The following is a 24696-nucleotide window of genomic DNA, read 5'->3' on the forward strand; positions in this document are numbered from 1 at the left end:
AATCCACTCGCTTCTTTACTGAAAAGAGTCCTTAAAAGACAAATACATACAATTGTCATGGCCTTTCACATGACGCGCAGTTTGATTCATTTAAATGGAATGATACAAATGACTATACCTCACGTTAAGGCTGTAGCTGCCGCAGTATGCGTCGCCTGCCTCCCATCACTCGGCCATGCCGCTGAACAAGACACCGTGGTCGTTACCGCTACCGGTTTCGAGCAGAAAATTCAGGATGCCCCGGCTTCAATATCTGTTATTACCAAGCAGCAGATTGAGGACAAAGCCTATCGAGATGTCACCGATGCGCTAAAAGATGTCCCTGGCGTCGTCGTCACTGGCGGGGGGAGCAGTAGCGATATCAGTATTCGCGGTATGGCTTCGCAATACACTCTCTTCCTGGTCAACGGTAAACGCATCAGCACCCGCGGTACACGTCCTAACAGCGACAACTCAGGTATTGAGCAAGGTTGGCTGCCGCCGCTGGAATCCATTGAGCGTATCGAGGTAATCCGCGGCCCGATGTCATCCCTCTACGGCTCCGATGCGATGGGCGGCGTCATTAACGTCATCACCAAAAAAGTGTCGAATACTAAAGCCTGGACCGGCTCTTTGCACGGCGATGCCACTTTCCAGGAAGACAGAGACTCCGGCGATATTTACCAGACCAACGCCTATGCGTCTGGACCACTGATTGACGGATTACTTGGCGCGAAGGTGACCGGATTATTCTCCCACCGCGCGGAAGATGAAATCGTAAATGGCTACAATGAACAGCGTATGCGTAGCGGGGGATTAACCCTGAACTTTACGCCAGATGATAAAAACGACATCGATTTCGATTATGCACGTGAATTGCAGGATCGCGACAGTACGCCGGGCAAATCCATGGCCGAGGAAAACTGCCGCAACGGAAGCTGTAAGCCCAACAGTAAAAGCGAAAACAAGTATGTGCACACCACGTACTCAATAACCCACAGCGGTTATTACGACGACTTCAACTCCACCAGCTATGTCCAGCAGGAAGAGACCGACAACCCCGGTCGCCAGATGAAGTCCTACAACACGATTTTCAATAACCAGAACCAGGTATTCCTTGGGGCGCACACCCTGACGTTGGGCGGGCAATACCGTTATGAAAAACTGCGCGATAATGGCAACCAGCTGCAAGCTGCTGATGGACTGAACAAACTGACTCGCTGGAGCTGGGCGCTGTTTGCTGAAGATGAATGGGCCGTTACCGATACCTTCACGCTGACCGGCGGTCTGCGTATGGATAAGGATGAAAACTACGGTGACAACTGGACGCCGCGCGGCTATGGCGTATGGCATCTGAGCGATCAGTGGACCTTAAAAGGCGGCGTTTCCGCGGGCTATCGCGCACCGGATCTGCGCCAGTCTTCTGCCAGTTGGGGACAGGTCACCGGCGGCGGTCGTCTGAACGGAATCATTGTCGGCAACCCGGACCTGAAACCGGAGAAAAGCCTCAGCGAAGAGATCGGTTTACTGTGGGATAACGGCAACGACCTCAACGCAGGCGTTACGTTGTTCAATACCGACTTTAAAAACAAAATCACCGAAGTTCGCCGTTGTAACAGCAGTTCCGATCCGGCCTGCACCATCGGCGGCACCCATTATGACTTCATCAGCGATCGCGTTAACGTCGATAAAGCCAATATGCGCGGCGTAGAATCCACCTTCGGCTGGAAAATAACCTCTGACGTCAACTGGACCGCGAACTACACCTACACAGAATCTGAGCAGAAAAGCGGTCAGTTCTCAGGCCAACCGTTGAACAAAATGCCGAAGCATATGTTTAACACGACACTGGACTGGCAGGCTACGCAGGATCTCGGTTTCTGGAGCCGTCTGAATTTGCGCGGGAAAACGTCTGAATACCTGAGCCGTACCTCCATGGCACAGGGCACCCCGTCCTATACTCAGGTCGACGTTGGTTTACGTTACTATGCTACCAAGGATCTGTTGATGACCGCTGGCGTGTATAACGTGCTGGATAAACAAATCGATTACGATACCTACGACACCGTCCTTGATGGACGTCGTTACACGGTTGGCATGACTTACAGCTTCTAAGTTAGGCGCAATAAAAAAACCCGGCACTCATCATGCCGGGGTTTTTGTTATGCTTTTTTATACTGTTACTTCTTTACGCGGCCCGGGAATTTCATTTCGCTGTAGCGAACAAAACGGGTTCCTTTGGTCAGCTTATAGCCAAACCAGATAATCAGGAACAGCGGGATACCGATATAGGTCGCCATCACGCCGCCCCAGTCAATGCTGTCTTTCAGGAACGCTTCGTAGTTCTGACCCAGGGTGATAATCAGGCACAGCACAAAGGCGAAGATCGGACCCAGCGGGAAGAAGCCAGAACGGTACGGCAGATCCTTCACATCGTGCCCCTGCAGCACATAACCGCGACGGAAGCGATAGTGGCTAATAGCAATCCCCAGCCAGGCGATAAAGCCCGTCATCCCGGAAGTATTCAGCAGCCACAGGTACACGGTCTGGTTGCCAAACATTGAAGTCAGGAAGCACAGCCCCGCCACCACGGTGGTCGCATACAGCGCGTTACGCGGTACGCCGCCACGAGACAGTTTGCCGAAAATACGGGGCGCTTTACCGTCACATGCCAGGGTGTAAAGCATACGCGTGGAGGCGTACATCCCGGAGTTACCTGCGGACAGCACCGCCGTCAGGATAACTGCGTTCATCACCGCTGCCGCAGACAGCAGACCCGCATGCTGGAATACCAGCGTGAACGGGCTAACGCTGATGTCTTTTACATCGTTACGCAGCAGGCTTGGATCGGTATACGGAATGATCAGGCTGATAATCAAAATTGCGAACACATAGAACAGCAGGATTCGCCAGAATACCTGACGTACCGCACGTGGAATGTTCTTTTCAGGATCTTCAGATTCGCCAGCCGCGATACCGATAAGCTCTGTCCCCTGGAAGGAGAAGCCGACTATCATCGCCACGCCAATCATCGCAGCAAAACCACCGGCAAACGGTGCATCGCCGGTCGTCCAGTTGCTCCAGCCCACCGGCTGAGCGCCTTTGAAGATACCGAAAATCATCATCACACCAACCACGATGAAGATAATGACGGTGGTAACTTTGATCAGTGAGAACCAATATTCCGCTTCACCAAATCCACGAACGGAAATGTAGTTCAGCAGGAAGATAACGCCAAGGAACAGCGCACTCCAGATCCAGCCCGGCGTGTCCGGGAACCACCAGCTCATCACCAGCTGTGCGGCCACCAGGTCAACGGCAATCGTTACCGCCCAGTTGTACCAGTAGTTCCAGCCCAGCGCGAAGCCAAAGCCTTCTTCTACGTAGTTCTGACCGTAGGTGGAAAACGAGCCGGAAACCGGCATATAGGCAGCCAGTTCACCGAGGCTGGTCATCAGGAAGTACACCATCAGACCGATCAGAATATAAGAGAACAACGCGCCACCTGGACCCGCTGCAGAAATAGTTGCACCAGATGCAACGAAAAGACCTGTACCGATGGAACCTCCAATGGCAATCATCGTCAGGTGACGCGCCTTCAGTTCACGACGTAGCGTGGGCGCTTCTGTGGTTTTAGTTTCGGAAACCATGTGAAAATGCTATCCATCCAAAAAATGAGGCGCGATTGTAGCAGACGAAATGGCATTCTTCCGGCACAAATACGCTGTTATAAGAGACCTTCATGACTGGCCGCGGATTATAAGTAAAGCAGAAAATATGCTGTGTAAGGCGGTTAAATTCTAACCGCCGTTCTACAGAGGTGACATTACGACAGTAAGCGCCCTATTCGCCCAGCTCGACCTGATCGCTGTAATGTAAAAAACGCGTAATGGCATTGGAGATGTGTTTTTGCCTGTGATGCACGCGCCAGAGAGTACGGACTAAACGCGGCAGCGGCACGGGAACTTCGCTCAGCGTTCCCGCCTGCAACTGCTCCGCAATAACCCGACGCGACAAGCAGCTGATCCCGAGACCATGACGCACCGCATGCTTAATGGCCTCGGAGTTACCCAACTCCATTGCCATCTGAAATCTCGGCAGATGAGACAGCAGCAGGTAATCCACCAGTTCGCGCGTACCCGATCCTCGTTCACGCAGGATCCACGGCGAAGCAGCCAGCTGTTCCAGCGTAACAGGCCCCTTTGTGAGCGGTGACGACGGTGCGGCAAACACCACCAGCTCGTCTTCCAGCCACGGTTCAGAAATAATTTCAGTACTGTGACACGGCCCTTCGATAAGCCCAATGTCTACCCTAAAATCCAGCACCGCATTAATCACATCCTGACTGTTACCCACGCTCAGCTCGAGCGGCAAATCAGGAAAATCCTGCCGATAGCGGGCGATCATAGCAGGCAAGATATAGTTACCAATGGTGCTACTGGCATAGACCCGAATGGCACCATTATCTTCGCGAAAAAGCTGTTCGATTTCGGTTGTTTGCTCAAGTAACGCCAACGCTCGTGGGTAGAGCAAACGCCCGTGCTCGTTGACCACCAGTCGTTTACCGACACGGTCAAACAGTTGCACGCCGAGTTGCCCTTCCAGATCGGTAAGTGCCGCACTCACCGCCGACTGCGACAATGCCAGCATGACAGACGCCTGGGTCGTTGAACCGCTTTTTAGTACCTCAGCAAACACTTCAAGTTGTCGCAGGGTGATATGCATAGTCGTTTTCCACCGGATAACCGTCACTTATACCCTAAATAATTCGAGTTGCAGGAAGGCGGCAAGAGAGAGCATCCCCGGGAGCGTACTTAAGTACGTGACTGGGGTGAACGAGCGCAGCCAACGCACATGCAACTTGAAGTATGACGGGTATACCACTTATATAGATTAATTATAAATATATAATCAATTTTATTTTTAAACCACTTCGCCGTACTCTTTTACCCAGATAAAGGAGAAGGATATGACAGAACTCACCTTGCAGACTCATCGTCGTACAGCGTGGCATTTTATTCCGGGGCTTGCCCTGAGTGCAGTTATCACTGGGGTTGCCTTATGGGGTGGATCTATTCCCGCCGTCGCAGGTGCCGGGTTCAGCGCCCTCACCTTAGCAATCTTGTTGGGGATGGTCCTCGGCAACACCGTCTATCCGCACATCTGGAAAAGCTGTGACGGCGGCGTGCTGTTTGCTAAACAACATTTATTACGTCTGGGGATCATCCTCTACGGCTTCCGCCTCACCTTCGCGCAAATTGCTGACGTCGGCGTCAGCGGTATCGTGATTGATGTGTTAACGCTGAGCAGTACCTTTATGATTGCCTGTTTCCTGGGGCAAAAAGTGTTTGGTCTGGACCGCCACACCAGCTGGCTGATTGGCGCGGGGAGCAGCATTTGCGGTGCCGCCGCCGTGCTGGCAACCGAGCCGGTAGTGAAAGCGGAAGCCAGTAAGGTAACCGTCGCTGTCGCCACCGTGGTGATCTTCGGTACCATCGCTATCTTCCTGTATCCGGCAATGTATCCGCTGCTGGCACACTGGTTTAGCCCAGAAACCTACGGCATTTACATTGGTTCCACCATGCATGAAGTGGCGCAGGTAGTGGCTGCCGGGCACGCCATTAACCCGGATGCAGAAAACGCCGCGGTTATTGCCAAAATGCTGCGCGTCATGATGCTGGCACCGTTCCTCATCCTGCTGGCAGCTCGCGTTAAACAACTGTCTCCGGCTACGGGTGGTGAGAAAAGCAAAATCACTATTCCATGGTTTGCCATCCTGTTCATTGTGGTCGCGATTTTTAACTCGTTCCACCTGCTGCCGCAGTCGGTTGTGAACATGCTGGTAACGCTGGACACCATTTTGCTGGCAATGGCAATGGCTGCACTGGGGTTAACCACTCACGTTAGCGCACTGAAAAAAGCCGGTGCCAAACCGTTACTGATGGCCCTGCTGCTGTTTGTCTGGTTGATTGTCGGTGGTGCTGCGATTAACGTCGCTGTCCACGCCCTGATGGCATAAACGATCACGACTCACCTCCATTAACCCGCTATACTCTCCCTTTTTGTATTTGAGTATGGCGGGTTAAATTTATGAAATACATCGGAGCGCACGTAAGCGCCGCTGGCGGTCTGGCTAACGCCGCTATTCGAGCCGCAGAAATCGAAGCGACCGCATTCGCCCTGTTCACCAAGAATCAGCGCCAGTGGCGTGCCGCGCCGCTGACCACCGAAATCATTGATGATTTCAAATCTGCCTGTGAGAAGTACCACTACACCTCTGCACAAATCCTGCCTCACGACAGTTACCTGATTAACCTCGGTCACCCGGTCAGCGATGCGCTGGAAAAATCGCGTGATGCGTTTCTTGATGAAATGCAACGCTGTGAACTGCTTGGCTTATCCCTGCTGAACTTTCACCCTGGCAGCCATTTGATGCAGATCCCGGAAGATGAGTGTCTGGCGCGCATTGCCGAATCCATCAACATCGTCCTCGCTCAGACCCAGGGCGTTACGGCAGTTATCGAAAATACCGCCGGACAAGGTAGTAATCTGGGATTCAAGTTTGAGCACCTGGCCGCCATTATCGACGGCGTCGAAGATAAGTCCCGTGTTGGCGTTTGTATTGATACCTGCCACGCTTTCGCGGCGGGTTACGATTTGCGTTCCGCAGAAGAGTGCGAAAAAACGTTTGCGGAATTTGAACGTATTGTCGGTTTCAAGTATCTACGCGGTATGCACCTGAACGACGCCAAGAGCGCGTTTGGCAGTCGCGTTGACCGTCATCACAGCCTGGGTGAAGGCAATATTGGCCATGATGCCTTCCGTTGGATTATGCAGGATAATCGTTTTGACGGTATTCCAATGGTGCTGGAAACCATTAATCCGGATATCTGGGCCGAAGAGATCGCCTGGCTGAAAGCCCAGCAAACAGAAAAAGCAGTGGCGTAACGATCTCCGCGCGCCAGACAAGCTGGCGCGTATCAAGTGAGCGTAACCAGATCCTCTGGCATATGGTTGTACAAAATCCGCCAGAAATGCTCAGCCGTTTTATTCAAACGGGTATCCATTCGGTAAATATAGGCCTGAATTGGCACCATCAACTCCGGCGTGTCCAGACAAACCAGGCGCTTATCGCGCAATTCGTTCACGATCGTCCACGCTGGCAGCCAGGCGATACCATGACCATCTAATGCCATATTCTTCAATAGCTCACTCATCGAAGACATAAACAGCGTACGCGCCGAAATACTGCCCACCTCCGCCAGGTGACGGTTAACCAATCTTCCCATGTAGGAAGTGCTGGTATAGTTCAGAATCGGCACCTGCGGCTGATAGATATCAAACAACGCCTTACCCTGTGCATCCGCAGCACAGACGGGATACAGCTCAGACTCAAAAACCTTCAAGCCGCAGAAAGGTGACTGCATTAAGTCTTCATCGCGAAAGGAGATAATAAAATCACTTTTCCCCTCGCGCAGCGTATTCACCGCCTGGACTACGTCAATCGCTTCGACGTGGTACACAAACTCCTCGCCCCATGCCGACATTGAATGTACTAATCTGGGCAACATCGTCAGCGACAAAGAATGTGCCGCCGCTATTTTGATATTGGGAACGCCAAGCAGGTTGTGACCACTTAGCTCATCTAAATTGCATTCCAGTTGTTGCAGCAGGCTACGGGTCTGCGAATGGAATAACTTACCCTCCTCCGTCAGCTGCAGTGGACTCGTCGTACGGTCAAACAGCAGCACCCCAACAGCGGATTCGAGCGCCTTGATCCGCCGGCTAAATGCCGGTTGGGATAGGTTGCGCTCCTCCGCGGCCTGGGAAAAATGACGACTCGCTTCCAGCGTCAGAAAATCATATAACCATTTTGTCTCGATATTTTTCATGCCTGTCACGCGGATGTTTAAATATGTCGATTAGTCTTAAGCATCATGCCTGAATATTCCCGGAGATGATATTCAACATCAGTATCTGGTGATTCATTTTTTGCATAATGCCTTCGTTTTTGACATTAACATGTTTCTTTACTCATCGACCACGACCGCTCACCCACCGCGTAACGTCGGGCCTCTGGCTGATTGCCGGCCAGCTGAGGTGGTAAAAGACATCACACTCATGCGTTTTTTGCATTGAACCAAACATTATTGCATTTCTCCTCACGACACTCTGCTGTTAAACATAAGCACCAGATAGACACCAGCTCTGAATATTAAATATCGGTAAATAGAGGTATATATCGTGAAAGGTTTAATTGGCGTACTTGGTGGTATGGGGCCTGCTGCAACCGTCGATCTTTTTAATAAATTCGTCACCTTTACCGCAGCGCAACGCGATCAGGAACATATCCCATTAATTATTTCATCCATCCCTGATATTCCAGACCGAACTGATGCGTTAATGCATCATGGTCATTCCCCACTTCCGGCAATGCGTGATTATATGCGCAAACTGGAAGATGCTGGTGCGGAGTGTATTGTGATCCCCTGTAATACCGCCCACTTTTGGTTTAATGAATTAAAAGAATGCTGTCATACAGAGTTACTCAGTATCGTTGAAACAACCATGAATGAGGTCAAAAACTGCGGAAAATCACGTATCGGTTTACTTGCTACTAACGCCACCCTTTACATGGGACTCTACCAAAAAGGCATAGAATCTCTTGGTTTAGCCTGCATCAGTCCTGATTCATCCGGTCAGGAAAAGGTCATGGAAAGTATTTATTGCTTAAAAGCCGGCGACCTTAAGCGGGCACAAACGCTGATGAGTGAACAGGCTGAAGTGCTCTTCTCACGCGGCGCACAAATCATTGTACTGGGATGTACTGAAGTCCCCGTCATTCTTGCCGACGCAGTCAGAAAGTCTCCAGATAAATATATTGACTCAACCGGATCATTAGTTCGCGCCGGTATTAAATGGTACGAAAAACGAGTTGGCAAACATCATCTTCTGGCGCAATAACAGCCATTACAAGATTAATAAAGCATTAAACAACCACTTATTTTAATAACAAATTATTCTCTGGCGGAGGCCATTATGGTTTGGTTAGAAATTATCGTCGTGTTGGGTGCAATATTTTTTGGTATCCGCCTCGGCGGAATAGGTATCGGTTTATGCGGTGGTCTGGGGCTGGCTATTTTAACGTTGGGATTTGATCTGCAAATTGGCTCGCCACCCGTTGACGTTATCCTTATTATTATGACAGTTGTCGTGGCAGCATCGGCGCTACAGGCCGCAGGAGGTATGGATTATCTGGTTCGTGTTGCCGGTAATTTCATGCGGCGTAACCCTAAATATATCAATATTATTGCACCGATTATCACCTGGTCGATGACCATAATGGCCGGAACAGGGTTCATTGTATTTTCTACCCTGCCAGTGATTGCCGAAGTCGCCAAAGAGTCCGGTATCCGCCCTTCTCGTACGCTCGCCGGATCCGTAGTCGCCTCCCAGGTGGCGATATCCGGTTCGCCGATCAGTGCCGCAATGGCGGCGATGCTGACCATTATGGAGGGCAACGGTATCACCTTTATTCAGGTCATGGCGGTATGTCTACCAGCTTCGTTTGTCGCCGCGATGGTTGCCGCTTTTATCGCCTCACGTCAGGGATGCGAGCTTCAGGATGATGAAGTCTATCTGGAACGCCTGCAAAAAGGATTAGTGCGTAAATATGAAGGGCAAAACAGCACCACGCCGGGTGCCAAACTCTCGGTCGCCCTGTTTATGCTGGCAACGGTCGTCATCGTTATTCTTGCCGCCTGCCCGCAGCTACGCCCTGGATTCGATGCAGGCAACCCAATGAATACCCGGGATATCATCATTATCTGTATGTTGGCTGCCGCTTGCCTGATGGTGGTGTTATGCAAAACATCAACCGATGCTATTGTCCTGACATCCACGTTTAGATCAGGGATGAGTTCACTGGCGGTCATTCTCGGGATTGTTACACTGGGAACGACCTTCATTGATGCCCACTTAGCGGAGATTAAGGATATCGCAGGCGATATTCTACGGGCTTATCCCATGCTGTTGGCACTGGTGCTGTTTGGTACCTGTGCGCTTCTCTACTCGCAAGGCGCCACCACGCCGCTGATCATCCCTCTGGCCATTGCGCTCGGCGTGCCTACATGGGCAATTCTGGCCTCCTATGTGGCGGTAACCGGGGTGTTTGTTCTACCAACATACCCGACTTCGCTGGCGGCAATGGAGTTCGACACCACAGGGACAACGCGCGTGGGCAAGTATGTCTTAAACCATCCGTTTATGCTGCCAGGACTGGGTGGGATCATTGCTGGCGTTGCCTTTGGTTTTATCATCGCGCCAATGATTACCTGACCCGTTTTATTAAGGCTGGATGGATTATTGTGGCGATGCTGCAACGGTATAGGTAAAAGCATAAAAAAGGGGCAGAGAATTCTCTGCCCCTGGTATTGACGTTAAATCAGGCCGCCTTTGCCACAACCTCAGCTTCCGGGCGCTTCAGCACCGCGTAGGAGAGACCGGCTACCAGCGTACCGGCAATAATTGCCAGCAGGTATCCCAACACCGGCGTGATTGCACCTGGGATTAACAGGACAAACAGCCCGCCGTGTGGCGCCATCAGCTTCGCACCCACCGCCATCGAGATAGCCCCGGTAATCGCACCACCAACGATACAGCAAGGCAGAACGCGCATTGGGTCACGGGCAGCGAACGGGATTGCCCCTTCGGTGATAAAGCACAGGCCCAGTACCAGGGCAGCTTTGCCGCCTTCCTGCTGCGCTTTGTCGAACTTACGACGCGCAACCAGCGTTGCCAGACCCAGAGCCAGCGGAGGTACCATACCCGCAGCCATGATGGCCGCCATCGGCGCATAAGTTTGTGTACTCAGCAGACCCACACCGAAAGCATACGCCGCCTTGTTAACCGGACCACCCATGTCGGTACACATCATGCCGCCAAGAATCGCGCCAAGCAGCACCGCATTGGCCGTACCCATGGTTTGCAGCCAGTGAGTCAAACCTTCCAGAATACCCGCCACCGGTTTGCCGATCAGGTAAATCATGGCCAGGCCAACCACCAGGCTTGAGAACAGCGGAATGATCAGGATCGGTTTCAGCGCTTCCATACTCTGCGGGAGTTTCAGCTTCGTGCTGATAAGCTTCGCCACATAACCGGCAAGGAAACCAGCAATAATCCCGCCAATAAAGCCGGAACCGGTGCTTACCGCCAGCATACCGCCGATAAGACCCGGCGTCAGACCCGGACGGTCAGCGATGGAAAATGCGATATAACCTGCCAGTACCGGCACCATCAGCGCGAAGGCTGAACCACCGCCAATCTGCATCAGCGCCGCCGCCAGCGTACCCTGCTCTTTAAACGCTTCGATACCAAAAGCGAACGAGAGTGCAATACACAGGCCGCCAGCAACTACCATCGGCAGCATATAAGAGACGCCCGTCAGCAGGTGACGATACGCCCCCGCGCTCTCTTTCTTACTTTCGGTTGCTGAAGTCTGCGCTTTACCGGTTGGCTGGTACGGTGTTGCTTCTTCCAGCGCTTTGTCCAGCTCCTGCTTTGTTTTCTTCAACGCAAGACCGGTAGAGGTGCGATACATCGGTTTGCCGGCAAACTTCGCCAGATCAACTTCAATGTCAGCTGCCACAATCACCAGATCAGCCTGAGCCACCTCTTCCGGCGTAATAGCGTTACCTGCGCCAACAGAACCTCGGGTTTCAACCTTCACCCACCAGCCACGTTTTTTCGCTTCAGTTTCAATCGCTTCAGCGGCCATAAACGTATGAGCAACACCGGTCGGACAAGCCGTCACCGCCACCACGCGTTTTGGACCACTGCTGGCCACAGTTGCTGTTGCAACCGGGGCACTGTAAGGTTTTGCATGGCCTTTAGCTTCGCTAAGGAAGAGTTCAGGATGCGCAACCGCACGACCAATGTCGCCCAGCCAGACTTTTTTGCCATTCAGCGAACTGTCGGCAGGAAGCGTATCGCCCAGAACAATTGCCAGTTCGGCATCATTCGGATTATCAATAATTTCCAGATGTGCTTTCTGTGCCGCCGCTCCAAGCAGGGTTTTCGCCATGTAAGCGCGAGCCTGGCCGAGATTAGCGTCAATAATCAGCAGCGTTTTCATTATGCCTCTCCTGCTGTCAGTTAAACGGTTTTAAGTCGACACGCGCCATCATTGCGGCCAACTGAGGACGATCGGTAATGCCTACATTACTTTGGCTTACCGCCAGGGCGGCAACAGCCGTCGCCAGACGCAGGGTATGTTCGCTGGACTCACGCATCAGCAGGCCGTAAATCAGACCGCCAACCATTGAATCACCCGCGCCGACGGTGCTGACCACCTCAACTGACGGCGGTTTAGCAATCCACTCGCCTGAGGCGTTAACCCACAGCGCACCTTCCGCGCCGAGTGAAATCACCACATGAGCGATCCCCTGCTCGCGAAGCGCATGCGCCGCTTCAATCACATCTTTCATTTCCGGCAGCTTACGACCGGCCCAGATTTCCAGTTCGCGACGGTTTGGCTTCACCAGCCATGGCGCCGCTTTCAGACCTGCTACCAACGCTTCACGACTACTATCAAAGATAATGCAAGGACACTGACTACGCAGGCGCGTCATCCAGTCGGTGAAGGCTTCCGGGCTCACGCCGGTTGGCAAACTGCCGCTGACGCACACCATGTCGAACTGGCCCAGCCAGCTCAGCGAATCATTTACAAAGCGTTCCCAGTCAGCCGGGGTGACTTCAAAGCCGGAGAAGTTGAAGTCAGATACTTCACCGTCTTTTTCGGTCAGCTTGACGTTAATACGGGTACGGCCCTGCACGACCTGAAAACGGTTGGCAATGCCCAGCTCGCTGAACAACTGCTGAAAACCATCCTGGTTGTCTTTACCCAGGAAGCCACCCACAGTGACATCGATACCTAAATCCTTCAAAACCTTAGCGACGTTGATCCCTTTCCCTGCCGCATGCAGACCGGTGGTTTTAACCAGGTTCACTTCACCGCGTTCAATTTCCGGGCAGAAACCCACCAGGTCGTAGGCCGGGTTAAGGGTGATAGTAGCAACACGTCTGCTCATTACGCGCCCTCCCCAAGACCTGCTGCGATGGCTTCGCCAATCGCCTTCAGCGCCTGTTCAGCATCTTCGCCCTGTGCAGTAAAGCGCAGGTGATGTCCTTTCTTCACGCCTAACGCCACAACTTTCATCAGACTGCGTCCATTCGCCGGCTTGCCGGTTCCATCAAGATTTGTCACGGTAATTTCACTGTTAAATTGTTTAATCGTATTCACCAGCATGGTGCCCGGGCGGGCATGTAAACCATGCTCATTGCGCACAATAAATTCGGCGCTCAGTACATCATCAGTTAAGGCGTCATCGCTGGTCAGCAGCGCCAGCACCGTTGCCGCATCAGCTTTCAACAAACGGTCAGCTTTATTATTCAGCAGGAGATCGCCAAGGCGCTTCAGCACCGCAACCGGTTGATCGTCATTCATGGCGACGGTCACCAGCAAGGCTGCCGCTTCACCTTGTACATCGAACGCTGTTGCTGCACGACTAACCGCAACGGCGCTACGCACGTTACCTTCAGCACAGTCATTCAGCCAGATCCCCTGACCGAGATTCATCGGTTGCTCATTGATTGCTCTGGCCACAAAGGTGGCGTCAACCGCACCGACTTCTTTCAGCCGTGCCGCGTTGAGTGCCTGCAGCGTCACCAGCGAGTTGGCCACGACATCCAGCGACAGCGTTTCGTTATCAAGCTTCAGCTGTTCACTTTGCTTTTCACCCATCAGCAGCGCACGCAGTTCTTCCGCCGTGGTCGCAGATTTCAGCTGTTCAGCGACGGAGTCATCGCTCAGCACGTGTGTCAGCTGACGCAGTAAACCGAGGTGTTCATCAGAACTTGCGGCGATGCCGATTGCCACATAAGCAACCTGCCCTTCGCCCCAGGTCACGCCCTGCGGAAACTGAAATACCTGCACACCGGTTTTCAGCACCCGATCGCGCGTGTCCGTCGTACCGTGAGGAATAGCAATACCGTTGCCGAGGAACGTGGACGTCTGTTGTTCACGCGCCAGCATGCCATCGACGTAGCCTTCCGCCACGTTACCCGCCTGTACTAAGGCAGCGGCAACCTGGCGAATAGCCTCTTCTTTATTCCCGGCCTGTTCGCCCGGGTGAATATCCTGAACAGATAACTGGAACATGGTTCTCCTCTCCCGCTGATTTGAAACGATTCAGCTAACATGAGAAAAAAGGCGTCACCTGACTCTATCAGTTATGGCGAGATGACGCTGAAACGTTTCAAGAAGTCTTGCTCTTTTTTCTTCAGCACACAAGTAAAGTTGACAAATTACTTGCTGAATTTAGAGATAACGCACACTTTCTCTGCGTGGGAGAAAAAAATGCTGACGAAAAATCGGCGTCAGCATGTCAGATTCAGCAGCGTCAGCAAACGGCATTCTCTGACTGAAATGCTATTTTGATTTTTGATGCCGATTTTGATTTGGCTCCCTGTTTATTTTCTGACAAGCAGCGTAAACTCCGCGTCTCTTCACATCATTGATATCAAAACATGCATAACACCCCCGTAGCCGCCACACCCAAGGCGTTTGATTTAACGTCTTCGGCGTTCCTGCTTGTCGCATTTCTGACGGGTATCGCCGGTGCGTTGCAGACGCCAACGCTTAGCCTTTTTCTGACGGATGAAGTCCATGCCCGTCCCGGCATGGTCGGTTTCTTTTTTACCGGCAGCGCCGTGATCGGCATTTTGGTGAGTCAGTTTCTGGCCGGACGCTCGGATAAAAAAGGCGATCGCAAAAACCTGATTGTGTTTTGCTGCGTACTGGGGATGCTGGCCTGCGTGCTGTTCGCCTGGAACCGTAACTATTTTATTCTGCTGTTTATCGGGGTATTCCTCAGCAGCTTTGGATCGACCGCCAACCCGCAAATGTTTGCTCTCGCCCGTGAACACGCCGACCGCACAGGTCGGGAAGCCGTCATGTTCAGCTCAATATTACGTGCGCAGGTTTCGCTAGCCTGGGTAATTGGCCCGCCGCTGGCCTACGCGCTGGCCATGGGATTCAGCTTTACAGTGATGTATCTCAGCGCGGCGGTGGCGTTTGTTGTCTGCGGCGTAATGGTCTGGCTGTTTTTACCCTCAATGAGTAAAAACGTGCCTCTCGCAACAGGCGCAGTTGAGGCCCCGCGCCGCAATCGACGCGACACGTTGCTGCTGTTTGTTATCTGCACATTAATGTGGGGAACCAATAGTCTCTATATCATTAATATGCCGCTGTTTATCATCAACGAACTGCATCTGCCGGAAAAACTGGCTGGCATCATGATGGGCACCGCAGCCGGTCTGGAAATCCCGACCATGTTGATTGCTGGCTATTTTGCAAAGCGTCTGGGTAAACGTCTGTTGATGAGAATTGCCGTCGTTGCCGGATTCTTCTTTTATGCCGGTATGCTGCTGGCTCACTCTCCGGCGATATTGCTTGGCTTACAGCTGCTGAACGCGATTTACATCGGTATTCTCGGCGGGATTGGTATGCTCTATTTCCAGGACCTGATGCCGGGACAGGCGGGTTCAGCCACCACCCTCTATACGAATACCATTCGCGTGGGCTGGATTATTGCCGGATCGCTGGCGGGAATTGCCGCTGAAATTTGGAACTATCACGCGGTGTTCTGGTTTGCGCTGGTGATGATCGTCGCCACCGTCGTATGCCTGGCGCGCATCAAGGACGTTTAAGGCGCGGTTAGCGCTTCAAGCTCGATGAGATAAACCATGGCCTGGTGCGTCGTCCGCCCGCACATTTCCGCACTGGGCTGTAAACCGGCGCACACCTTTGGTCGTAGCGGCGACGCAAAAATTTTGCAACGCAGGGATTCATCCAACTGAACGCAGGGCGTATTAGCGGGCTTGCCATCAGGCATACCGGGGATGGGACTGGAGATTGAAGGCGCGGTGCAGCATGCACCACAATCCGGACGGCATTCCATACAGTACTCTCTTTATCGTAAACCATCGGATTGTGCGGGAAGGGCACAGTACCACCTTTTTTGCACCAGCAAAAGCATGAATTCCGCTTGCCTGAATGCCCCGGCGCGAGTAGTTTTACGCGATATTTTAGACACTCCTCACTACAGGATTTTTTCGATGCCAAGAGCGAACGAAATTAAAAAAGGTATGGTACTGAACTACAACGGCAAACTGCTGATTGTAAAAGATATCGATATTCAATCACCGTCCGCACGTGGTGCTGCCACGCTGTACAAAATGCGTTTTTCTGATGTGCGTACCGGTCTGAAAGTTGAAGAGCGCTTCAAAGGCGACGATATCGTGGATACCGTCACTCTGAGCCGTCGTGGTGTTGATTTCTCCTACGTCGATGGCAACGAATACATCTTTATGGATAAAGAAGACTATACCCCATATACCTTCACCAAAGACCAGATTGAAGAAGAGCTGCTGTTCATGCCGGAAGGCGGTATGCCGGACATGCAGGTACTGACCTGGGACGGCCAACTGCTGGCGCTTGAACTGCCGCAGACTGTAGACCTGGAAATCGTTGAAACCTCACCGGGTATTAAAGGCGCTTCAGCGAGCGCGCGCAACAAGCCAGCAACCCTGAGCACCGGTCTGGTGATCCAGGTTCCTGAGTACCTAAGTGCGGGTGAAAAAATCCGTATTCATATCGAAGAACGTCGCTATATGGGCCGTGCAGATTAATCTCCTGTCGTTACAGGTGAACCAAAGATAATGACATGTTGTCTCTGGCAAAATGTTCCGTTCACTTTAGTGATATCACTTATCTGAAACAATACTGCCTGTGAACGTGTTAAGGGTACTATCGCCGTACCCTTAACAATCCCGGCTCCCAGCGGGAAAATTGCCACTTCGTGGTCCCCTCCGCTTATTTCTTCAGGCTATCGGGCCGGGCGCGAGGTAGCATCCCTGCAAAGCGCGCCCTGAGCCAGCATCCATGCTGGCTCTCCCGGCCTTACGAAAACACGTCGGCAATTTTCAGCCGGACCAGCCCACACCTGACCATCTGCGTATTTTGTTTAAACAGCAAAAAAGATTTAACTGGAAGTCAGAGCGTTAAAGCGATGACACCGGTCCGGCTGAAAATCGATGAGGCGTTGACGGCTGACCGGGTCTGTCCGCAGGGATGCGGACAGAGGGGACGGCCTGCATGGATGCAGGCTCGGCCCCGACCCGACAGGCAGACGACATAAGACGAATAACTCGCATCGCGACGATTTTCCCGCCGGGAGCCTGGGATGCAAGGGAGACGGCGGTGAGTCTCCCTTGCACGTTCACGCGTATCTGCGCTTCCAGAGAAATGACTCCGCTGAGGTGAACGGAATCCTATGCCGCAATAGAATGTTTTCCATAATACTTTACTGACTGGCATTACAGCACCAGCTGTCCCTTTGTCATATTCAGCGCTGGCTGCTGAGATAAAAATCATCCATCAACAATGACTCCAGATACTGTTCATCCTCTTGCATAAAACGCACTATCAGATTAACCGCCTGAGGATAAAACCCCTCGTTATCCCGCACCAGACAAGCGTCGCGAAATAACGGTGCCCAGCACAGAATATGATGATGCAAAAAGTAGTATTGCGCCGATAGCCTCTCCTCTTTAGCAACCATCCTCGCCATTAATGCCAACTGCACGGCAATATGATCGGAGGGCTCATTCTCTCTCGCTGCCAGACCTTGCTCAATCAGCAACACATTCATTTGCCGACGTTCTTCTGCCGCTGTCGTGTGTGGATAGTGCCCTGCATAGGGAGAAACACTAGCCGGCGGGGCCAGCAGAAACAGCGAAGCAAAATCTGCTGCCAGCTCCAGCTGTCGGGAGTCGCGCCGCAAAACCCGGCCCAGGCTACGCTCAAAACGTTTAACCTCGGCAGACACTCCAGGAACCGCCGCCAGTGAGGCAATCCAAGCCTGGCTATCGCCGTTTTCCAGACTGGCGAGCTGTTTTTCATCCAGCTCACGAAATAACAGTTGCGAAAACCACTGGTACACAGCCGCCCGCTGCTGATGAATTTGCTTATGCTGCACTGGTCCCCTCCTCTTTCACAATCTGCGGACCACCGAAAGCCGTCACTTGCGGGGCTTTCTGCTGATAACGCTCGACCTCCACCAGCACGGTATGCGCTGAAGGCCCCTGGGCCAATTGTGAAGTACCGATATCCGCGCTCAGCACGTTCGGGTCGCCATAGGTGCATAATGTCCCGGCTTTCCCCCCTTCCTGCGGGGAATACCACGCGCCTTCATGAATACGAATCACGCCAGGGGAAAAATCCGGACTGACAACCACGCCAGCCAGTACCTGACCACGAGCGTTATAAACGCGGGCGATATCACCGGCTTTTAAGCCACGAGCGGTGGCATCCTGTTCACTGATATAAAGCGGCTCTCTTCCGGCAACCGCATAGGTGTTGCGAAACGCCTCGCTAGAGCACAGTTGGGAATGCAGACGTTTATCCGGATGGCAGGATTGCAGATGCAGCGGGTATTTATCTTTTTTGCCGCTATGGGTACGCTCAAAGGGTTCCATCCACACGGGATGCCCTGGACAATCCTCATAGGCAAAGCCCGCGATGGTTTTGCTGTAGATTTCAATCAGACCTGACGGCGTTCCCAGCGGATTCAGGTCTGGCTGGTCGCGAAACTCACCGTGCCGTACCCACGGCTGACCCGGCGGATATTCAATATATCCGTCACCCTGCCAGAACGTTGTGAAATCCGGTAATGAGACACCGAGCGACGCTCCCATCTTCACGCCTTCATCATAAAGCACCTGTATCCACTGCATTTCATCACGGTTTTCACGGTACACCGCTTCCTTGTCAAAGCGCTTACACAGCCCGGCAAACACATCAAAATCATGTCGCGCTTCATATTGCGGTTTGACGATCTGATGCAACGCCATCAACCCTTTATTCGAATGCGTACCGAACTGCTCAATATCGTTACGTTCAAAGCGGGTGGTAACGGGCAGGACGATATCGGCAAAACGGCACGACGCGGTCCATTGGTGATCCAACACCACCACGGTTTCCAGCTTCTTCCACGCGTCGATCATGCGATTCCTGTCCTGCTGCGCATGAAATGGATTCGCCGCGCTGTAGATCGCCATTTTGATGTCAGGCCAGGTTAACGTCTCGCCGTTAAAGGCAACCTTTTTGCCCGGCTCAAGAAGGCAGTCAACGATACGCGAAGTAGGGATATGCTCCGATACGCCGCGAAAATCCGCGTTGTACTTTGCCTGCGGGGGATTCGTGATCCCTCCCAGCCCAGAGAGCACAGGCCCGGCGGATGTTACCGTACCACCGCCGTTGTAGTGCCAGCCAAATCCTACCCCGCCGCCGGGCAAACCAATTTGACCGACCATGCTGGCCAGCACCACCAGCATCCACGGATACTGCTCACCATGGTGCATGCGTTGTACGCACCAACCGCCCATAAACTGTGTCCGACCTTTCACCAACAGGCGGGCGAAGTCTCGGATCTGCTCTGCCGTCAGGCCGCAGATTTCTGCCGCCCATTCGGCATTTTTCGGCTGTTTATCGGTTTCGCCCAGCAGATACGGCAAAAACTGTTCAAAGCCGACGGTGTAATCGGTAATAAACGCCGTGTCGTACAGTTTTTCTTCGTACAGGGTATGCGCCAGCGCCAGCATTAACGCGACATCGGTTTGTGGCCGTAACGCCAACTGCTCGCAGCCAAGATAGTTTTGCGATTTGCTACGCACTGGATCAACGCTGATAACGCGCATCTTACCCTGCGCTACCGCCTCTTTAATCTGCTGCCAGTAGCCAAACGCATCGTGATCGGGAACCAAAAACTCGATCTGCAAGTTCTTGATCGGATCGCAGCCCCACAACACGATGGTATTGCTGTTTTGAATCACCAGCGGAAGCGACGTCTGCTGCTCATAAACTTCCAGCGAACCAATCACATGCGGTAAAATGACTTGTGCCGCTGCCGCAGAATAGTCGCCGACGGTTGTCACATAGCTACCATGCAGGCCAAGTCCCCGGTCCATCGCCCCGCCCGCTTTATGGTATTTGCCCACCATCTGCCAGTCGGCAAGCCCGGTAAATACGCCTGATGAGCCATAGGTTTTTTGCACCCGCTCCAGCTCTTCGTAAAACAAATCCAGCGCCTGATCCCAACTAACCCGTACAAAACGGTTATCTCCGCGCTGGCTGCGATCCGACTTCTCACGCTTACGCAACCAGTCCAGACGCACCATTGGGTAGCGCACCCGCGACGGGTTGTAAACCACTTCACGCACCGCGTTCAGCATATCGCAGGGGTATTTGTCATGTTTGAACGGACGGGTTTCGGTCCACTCACCGTTGACCACTTTGGCTTCAAAAGCGCCATAGTGCGAACCAGATTGAATCCACTGTTCGGGATTTTCCCCCGCCGCCCACACTTTTGATATCAGCGGATTAGGCGCCAGTGCGCTGGCAGCCCCCACCGCCAGCATTCCGTTGAGAAAACGGCGGCGGGACGGATTAAAGTCATGAATATCCATACATTATCCTTACTTTTTGTTGGTTTCAGACACATCGCTGGCGTGGGTCTGGAGGTATTTCAACAACGTACGTTCCTCCACCGAATTAAGCCGGTAATAGGTCGACATGGCTTTCAGTCCGGCGATCCAGCCGTTAGCGGTATATCGGGTTGTAGGAGGAGTGCTATGACAGGCGCTACAGGTGGATTGCAGCATTTGATCTGAGTACTCCCAGATTGGCGCGAGCGTGTTGATAAAGTCCTGATCGGTGGTCCAGGCGGTGACGCTCACCTGCTGCCATTCCTGATGTGAGTCAGGATCGACCTGGGTTTGTAGCACTTTTACGTTCGCCATCAGGGGCTCATCGAGAACGGCGGAGAAAACGCGTTTCCCCATATACTGGGTGATCACCCGTCCGCGTCCTTTGCTTTCACGCCAGCCCGTGATTTCGAGCTGCACGTTACGGCCTTCTTTTTTCACCACCTTGACCTCGGTGGCGGGAAATAACAGCGCCTTCCCGGCAGGACTCCCTGCCGTTGCCGCCAGTGATTTTTCGCTTAATGAGAACAGCGTGGTCGCATCCGTTGGCGTATCTCCCTGACGCTGTAGCTGCTTATAGCGATCGCGAAAACCGCTGCTCATATCGGGTTTGTGATGGGCTATTCCTTTGTGACAATCGATACAGTTACTGTCTTTTGCTGCCGCTGCGGTCATTTGCGCAGCCGCGTTTGCCGATTGCTTGCCATGATCCATTGCCTCATAGCTATGGCAGGATTTACACGCCGCTGAATTATTCGCGCTCATGCGTGCCCACTCCCGCTGGGCCAGCTCCGGGCGTTTGGCAGCAAACTTTTCAGGAGTATCAATAGAAGGAGAAATAAAGGTGTGATAGAGGTCGTTTAAGGCTTCAGTTTTACGAATAAGCGTTGGAACAACGCCCGGGGGGATATGACAATCCTTACACTCAGCCCGCACGCCAGATGCGTTACGAAAATGCACGCTGGTTTTATATTCCTCTCCAGCCGTGCGCATCGAGTGACACGATAAACAAAATTCGGTGGTACTGGTGTAATGAACGCCTTGCCACGTTCCCCAAATAGCCAGGGCCATTGCCACCGCCCCAGCCAATACGCACCACAATGCGTTCTTTCTTATCCACGACATGCTTGCCTCCATTTTTTTAATAGCGACACGCTAAGGGATAATAAAAATCAAAAATAGAGACAGCGATGGCAAGCTATAGGAACAGCCGCTACTCCATGAGGTGTATCAAATAGTAAAAACGAGAAATTCGTAATATAGTGGCTATATATTAATAAGGAATTCCTCATGCTTACATTAACGCTCAATAGAGAACTCCGCACTCCGCTGCAATTGCAAATTTTTCAATTTTATTTCCAGGCTATTCAGCAGGGAGATTTGCTTTGTGGCGATAAGCTTCCCTCTATTCGCGAGCAGGCTCAGGTATTGAACGTAGCCAAAATAACGGTAGTGATGGCCTATGATAAGCTTATGGCTGCAGGGTTAATCAAGAGCCGACACGGCATCGGCTATGAAGTGATATTCACCACGCCTGTACGTATAACACCAACGCATGTGCCCATTACCCAAGGTTCTCCGCCGACAAAACCTAAAGCTGCCGGAGTCTCAACCGATGTTTACGCCGAGCCTGGACGAGAGTGCTACTGTCGGATGGGCGTCCCCGATCCCAACGCTTTTCCCTGGTCAAGCTGGCGGAAATGGAATAATGCTCCAAGCATACTTAAAGAACAATTATTTACTCGATACCATTCACCAAGTGGATTATTTTCACTGCGTGAGCAATTGGTCAGATACCTTAATTTATCCCGCGGAATTAATACCCGAGCAGAGAACATCATCATTACCAACGGGATTCAGGAAGGATTATCACTGCTCAGCCAAATATTTATTATTCATCATGCCGTCAGTCAGCAAAAAAAGTGCCATATTGTGACCGAATCCCCTTGTTATTCTGGCGCATGGCATCTTTTTAATTATTACGGTGCAGACATTACGTCAATTGCTGTAGATAACCACGGGCTGCAAACAGATAATTTACCCGAGTATGAAACCCAGCTTTGTTATGTTACTCCAGCGCATCAGTATCCGATGGGAAGCGTGCTTTCACTGGAGCGCCGTCAGTCATTATTAACGTGGGCGCAACGCGTCGGCGCTTACATCATTGAAGATGATTACGATGCCGTTTTTACCTATGGGGAAAATCCCCTTCCCGCGCTGAAAGCCATGGATTATCACAACCGGGTTATCTACATGGGGACATTTTCTAAAACGCTGGGGCCAGGCGCACGGCTTGGCTATCTTATTTGCCCTGATGAACTGCTTCCGGCGGTACAGAATATGAAAGCGCTCAATAACAACGGCAGTCAGTGGTTGTTGCAGCAATTTTTGGCCGAACTGATGCAAAACCAGGTGTTCTATACGCATATCAGCAAGCTGGCCTGCAGCTATGCGACGCGCCTCACCCTGTTACGCGATGGCCTTTCCACTCTGTTTCCCGAAGGGAAAATCGCTGGCGCAACGGCAGGTCTGCACCTCTCGTTACGCATTGCCAGACACGCAGAACTCATCACCAGGTTGCAGCAATGCTGCCTGTTGGCCGGGATCCGTTTCGACACTCTGCCGGATATAGAAAATGGATCAGAAGCCGCATGGCGCAAAGAGAACAGCGATGCTGTTATGTTTTTTGGGTTTGGTGGATTGCAGATACAGCAGATCAATAAAGTGCTGACAGTGCTGGAGCAGGCGCTCGCGCAGCCTTGATGAAAAACAGGGATCGCGCCTGTCGCGCAATCCCTGTGGTTAGACTTACAGCAGATCGCGGAACTGCGTTTGTTTCAGCGCCAGCTCAACGCCACGGACTTCTGCCAGGCCTTTCAGGCGGCCAATCGCAGAGTAGCCCGGGTTGGTTTTCTTGTGCAGATCGTCAAGCATCTGGTGTCCATGATCCGGACGCATCGGGATAGGACGCAGGTCGCCCGCTTTTTTACGCCGCTGCTCTTCGCTCAAAATGGCAGCCACCACCGATACCATATCCACATCGCCCTGCAGGTGCGCACCTTCATGGAAGGTTTTCGGGTTATCTTCACGACAGGTTGAGCGCAGGTGCGTGAAGTGGATTCGATCGCCAAAGGTTTCGATCATTTTCACCAGATCGTTATCAGCGCGCACGCCGTAGGAACCGGTGCACATGGTAAAACCGTTATTAATGCTATCGACCGTTTCTTTCAGCCACTGCATATCTTCGATAGTCGAAACGATACGCGGCAGGCCAAGGATCGGGCGCGGCGGATCGTCAGGATGCACGGCCAGACGCACGCCGACTTCTTCTGCCACTGGCACAATCGCCCGCAGGAATACCGCCATATTATCGCGCAGATCGTCCTTGCTGATGCCGTCGTATTCAGCGAGACGCGCACGGAACTGATCCAGCGTATAGCCCTCTTCTGCACCAGGCAGGCCAGCAATGATATTGCGGGTCAGCTTTTCAATTTCTGCATCGCTCATGGCATTGAAGTAGTCCAGCGCCTGGCGTTGTTCTTCGGCGGTATAATCCGCTTCAGCTCCCGGGCGTTGCAGAATGTGAAGTTCGAAGGCCGCAAAAGCAATCTGGTCAAAACGCAGCGCTTTGGAACCATCCGGCAGCTGATATTCGAGGTCGGTACGCGTCCAGTCGAGGATCGGCATGAAGTTATAGCACACCGTATCGATACCACAGGTCGCCAGATTACGGATACTCTGCTGATAGTTGGCAATCCACGTTTGATATTGACCTGAACGCGTTTTGATATCTTCGTGGACAGGGATACTTTCCACTACCGACCAGGTCAGCCCTTTTTCAGCCAGAATGGCCTGACGCTGCTGAATTTCTTCTACCGGCCACACTTCACCGTTAGGAATATGGTGCAAGGCGGTCACAACACCCGTTGCGCCAGCCTGACGCACATCATCAAGCGATACCGGATCGTTAGGTCCGTACCAACGCCAGGTTTGTTCCATTGTTTCACCTCACAAGTTGTTATACCAAATTAAGTCATCTTAATGACGACTACCATACAGGCATCCGTCAACTGATCAACACATTGCCGATGATTGGTTGATCAAGCTCACATT

The 24696-nt window shown here is 52.4% G+C and carries 19 protein-coding genes; 8 read left to right on the forward strand and 11 right to left on the reverse strand.

Features of this window, described 5'->3' with window-relative positions; all coding sequences use genetic code 11:
- Window positions 1-108 precede the first annotated feature (108 nt).
- Window positions 109-2094 (forward strand): ligand-gated channel protein, encoded by a 1986-nt coding sequence (locus OGY72_RS10635; protein ID WP_198579351.1) that lies wholly within the window; start codon window positions 109-111, stop codon window positions 2092-2094.
- 65 nt (window positions 2095-2159) lie between these two features.
- On the opposite strand, the gene lysP is transcribed toward OGY72_RS10635, so the two are convergent.
- Window positions 2160-3629: a lysine-specific permease gene (gene lysP, locus OGY72_RS10640; RefSeq protein WP_003834517.1), complete on the reverse strand. Its 1470-nt coding sequence runs from the start codon at window positions 3627-3629 to the stop codon at window positions 2160-2162.
- Between the two features lie 193 nt (window positions 3630-3822).
- On the reverse strand, window positions 3823-4704 hold the full coding sequence (gene yieE / locus OGY72_RS10645; RefSeq protein ID WP_003834519.1) for a DNA-binding transcriptional regulator YeiE: 882 nt from the start codon (window positions 4702-4704) through the stop codon (window positions 3823-3825).
- Between the two features lie 244 nt (window positions 4705-4948).
- Here yieE and OGY72_RS10650 point away from each other — a divergent pair, with 244 nt between their 5' ends.
- Complete coding sequence (locus tag OGY72_RS10650) at window positions 4949-5998, forward strand: YeiH family protein (protein ID WP_043016967.1); 1050 nt, start codon at window positions 4949-4951, stop codon at window positions 5996-5998.
- Between the two features lie 71 nt (window positions 5999-6069).
- Window positions 6070-6927, forward strand: a complete 858-nt coding sequence (nfo, locus tag OGY72_RS10655) for a deoxyribonuclease IV (protein ID WP_003834523.1) — start codon at window positions 6070-6072, stop codon at window positions 6925-6927.
- Between the two features lie 32 nt (window positions 6928-6959).
- Here the strand turns inward: nfo and hypT are convergent, their stop codons facing one another.
- A complete protein-coding gene (hypT, locus tag OGY72_RS10660) occupies window positions 6960-7871 on the reverse strand; it encodes a hypochlorite stress DNA-binding transcriptional regulator HypT (protein ID WP_286547750.1) in 912 nt (303 codons plus the stop codon).
- A gap of 352 nt (window positions 7872-8223) precedes the next feature.
- Between hypT and cuyB the strand changes: the two genes are divergently transcribed.
- Together cuyB and OGY72_RS10670 are read left to right on the forward strand one after the other, a co-directional pair.
- Window positions 8224-8943: a cysteate racemase gene (cuyB, locus tag OGY72_RS10665; protein ID WP_286547751.1), complete on the forward strand. Its 720-nt coding sequence runs from the start codon at window positions 8224-8226 to the stop codon at window positions 8941-8943.
- 75 nt (window positions 8944-9018) lie between these two features.
- Window positions 9019-10317, forward strand: a complete 1299-nt coding sequence (locus tag OGY72_RS10670) for an anaerobic C4-dicarboxylate transporter (RefSeq protein ID WP_286547752.1) — start codon at window positions 9019-9021, stop codon at window positions 10315-10317.
- 106 nt (window positions 10318-10423) lie between these two features.
- On the opposite strand, the gene fruA is transcribed toward OGY72_RS10670, so the two are convergent.
- The 3 genes from fruA to fruB are packed head-to-tail and all read right to left on the reverse strand — an operon-like array spanning window position 10424 to window position 14197.
- Window positions 10424-12112, reverse strand: coding sequence for a PTS fructose transporter subunit IIBC (gene fruA, locus OGY72_RS10675; RefSeq protein ID WP_286547753.1), 1689 nt, complete (start codon window positions 12110-12112; stop codon window positions 10424-10426).
- 16 nt (window positions 12113-12128) lie between these two features.
- The gene (gene fruK, locus OGY72_RS10680) at window positions 12129-13067 is read right to left on the reverse strand and encodes a 1-phosphofructokinase (RefSeq protein ID WP_003834544.1); all 939 of its coding nucleotides are present in this window, start codon (window positions 13065-13067) and stop codon (window positions 12129-12131) included.
- On the reverse strand, window positions 13067-14197 hold the full coding sequence (gene fruB / locus OGY72_RS10685) for a fused PTS fructose transporter subunit IIA/HPr protein (RefSeq protein ID WP_279275694.1): 1131 nt from the start codon (window positions 14195-14197) through the stop codon (window positions 13067-13069). The genes fruK and fruB overlap by 1 nt, the downstream gene beginning before the upstream one ends.
- Before the next feature lie 368 nt (window positions 14198-14565).
- On the opposite strand from fruB, the gene setB reads away from it, so the two are divergent.
- Window positions 14566-15747 carry a sugar efflux transporter SetB gene (setB, locus tag OGY72_RS10690; RefSeq protein ID WP_016150664.1) on the forward strand — a complete coding sequence of 394 codons (1182 nt, stop codon included), beginning with the start codon at window positions 14566-14568 and terminating at the stop codon, window positions 15745-15747.
- Here setB and OGY72_RS10695 read toward each other — a convergent pair.
- Window positions 15744-15998 (reverse strand): YkgJ family cysteine cluster protein, encoded by a 255-nt coding sequence (locus OGY72_RS10695; protein ID WP_081364641.1) that lies wholly within the window; start codon window positions 15996-15998, stop codon window positions 15744-15746. The two genes, setB and OGY72_RS10695, sit on opposite strands and share 4 nt — an antisense overlap.
- A 157-nt stretch (window positions 15999-16155) precedes the next feature.
- Here OGY72_RS10695 and yeiP point away from each other — a divergent pair, with 157 nt between their 5' ends.
- Window positions 16156-16728, forward strand: a complete 573-nt coding sequence (yeiP, locus tag OGY72_RS10700; RefSeq protein WP_003027452.1) for an elongation factor P-like protein YeiP — start codon at window positions 16156-16158, stop codon at window positions 16726-16728.
- 716 nt (window positions 16729-17444) lie between these two features.
- Here yeiP and torD read toward each other — a convergent pair.
- Genes torD through torC form a run of 3 tightly spaced genes read right to left on the reverse strand, consistent with a single transcriptional unit; the run spans window position 17445 to window position 21708 of the window.
- Entirely contained in the window at window positions 17445-18077 is a 633-nt protein-coding gene (gene torD / locus OGY72_RS10705) for a molecular chaperone TorD (protein WP_063940528.1), read from the reverse strand.
- Entirely contained in the window at window positions 18067-20565 is a 2499-nt protein-coding gene (gene torA / locus OGY72_RS10710) for a trimethylamine-N-oxide reductase TorA (protein WP_286547754.1), read from the reverse strand. Before torA ends, torD begins: the two co-directional genes overlap by 11 nt.
- A 9-nt stretch (window positions 20566-20574) precedes the next feature.
- Window positions 20575-21708 (reverse strand): pentaheme c-type cytochrome TorC, encoded by a 1134-nt coding sequence (gene torC / locus OGY72_RS10715; RefSeq protein ID WP_286547755.1) that lies wholly within the window; start codon window positions 21706-21708, stop codon window positions 20575-20577.
- Between the two features lie 165 nt (window positions 21709-21873).
- Here torC and pdxR point away from each other — a divergent pair, with 165 nt between their 5' ends.
- The gene (gene pdxR, locus OGY72_RS10720) at window positions 21874-23346 is read left to right on the forward strand and encodes a MocR-like pyridoxine biosynthesis transcription factor PdxR (protein WP_286547756.1); all 1473 of its coding nucleotides are present in this window, start codon (window positions 21874-21876) and stop codon (window positions 23344-23346) included.
- 45 nt (window positions 23347-23391) lie between these two features.
- Here the strand turns inward: pdxR and uxuA are convergent, their stop codons facing one another.
- Window positions 23392-24582: a mannonate dehydratase gene (gene uxuA, locus OGY72_RS10725; RefSeq protein ID WP_048215901.1), complete on the reverse strand. Its 1191-nt coding sequence runs from the start codon at window positions 24580-24582 to the stop codon at window positions 23392-23394.
- Window positions 24583-24696: the final 114 nt, after the last annotated feature.

This window comes from Citrobacter sp. Cpo221, assembly GCF_030332345.1.
In the GTDB taxonomy this organism is placed as follows: Bacteria; Pseudomonadota; Gammaproteobacteria; order Enterobacterales; family Enterobacteriaceae; genus Citrobacter; species Citrobacter portucalensis.

Excerpts from the sequence above, each read along its gene's own strand:
- OGY72_RS10635 (WP_198579351.1), top strand. The coding sequence starts at position 109 with ATGACTATACCTCACGTTAAGGCTGTAGCTGCCGCAGTATGCGTCGCC.
- lysP (WP_003834517.1), bottom strand. The coding sequence starts at position 3,629 with ATGGTTTCCGAAACTAAAACCACAGAAGCGCCCACGCTACGTCGTGAA.
- yieE (WP_003834519.1), bottom strand. The coding sequence starts at position 4,704 with ATGCATATCACCCTGCGACAACTTGAAGTGTTTGCTGAGGTACTAAAA.
- OGY72_RS10650 (WP_043016967.1), top strand. The coding sequence starts at position 4,949 with ATGACAGAACTCACCTTGCAGACTCATCGTCGTACAGCGTGGCATTTT.
- nfo (WP_003834523.1), top strand. The coding sequence starts at position 6,070 with ATGAAATACATCGGAGCGCACGTAAGCGCCGCTGGCGGTCTGGCTAAC.
- hypT (WP_286547750.1), bottom strand. The coding sequence starts at position 7,871 with ATGAAAAATATCGAGACAAAATGGTTATATGATTTTCTGACGCTGGAA.
- OGY72_RS10670 (WP_286547752.1), top strand. The coding sequence starts at position 9,019 with ATGGTTTGGTTAGAAATTATCGTCGTGTTGGGTGCAATATTTTTTGGT.
- fruA (WP_286547753.1), bottom strand. The coding sequence starts at position 12,112 with ATGAAAACGCTGCTGATTATTGACGCTAATCTCGGCCAGGCTCGCGCT.
- fruK (WP_003834544.1), bottom strand. The coding sequence starts at position 13,067 with ATGAGCAGACGTGTTGCTACTATCACCCTTAACCCGGCCTACGACCTG.
- fruB (WP_279275694.1), bottom strand. The coding sequence starts at position 14,197 with ATGTTCCAGTTATCTGTTCAGGATATTCACCCGGGCGAACAGGCCGGG.
- setB (WP_016150664.1), top strand. The coding sequence starts at position 14,566 with ATGCATAACACCCCCGTAGCCGCCACACCCAAGGCGTTTGATTTAACG.
- OGY72_RS10695 (WP_081364641.1), bottom strand. The coding sequence starts at position 15,998 with ATGGAATGCCGTCCGGATTGTGGTGCATGCTGCACCGCGCCTTCAATC.
- yeiP (WP_003027452.1), top strand. The coding sequence starts at position 16,156 with ATGCCAAGAGCGAACGAAATTAAAAAAGGTATGGTACTGAACTACAAC.
- torA (WP_286547754.1), bottom strand. The coding sequence starts at position 20,565 with ATGGATATTCATGACTTTAATCCGTCCCGCCGCCGTTTTCTCAACGGA.
- torC (WP_286547755.1), bottom strand. The coding sequence starts at position 21,708 with ATGTCGTGGATAAGAAAGAACGCATTGTGGTGCGTATTGGCTGGGGCG.
- pdxR (WP_286547756.1), top strand. The coding sequence starts at position 21,874 with ATGCTTACATTAACGCTCAATAGAGAACTCCGCACTCCGCTGCAATTG.
- uxuA (WP_048215901.1), bottom strand. The coding sequence starts at position 24,582 with ATGGAACAAACCTGGCGTTGGTACGGACCTAACGATCCGGTATCGCTT.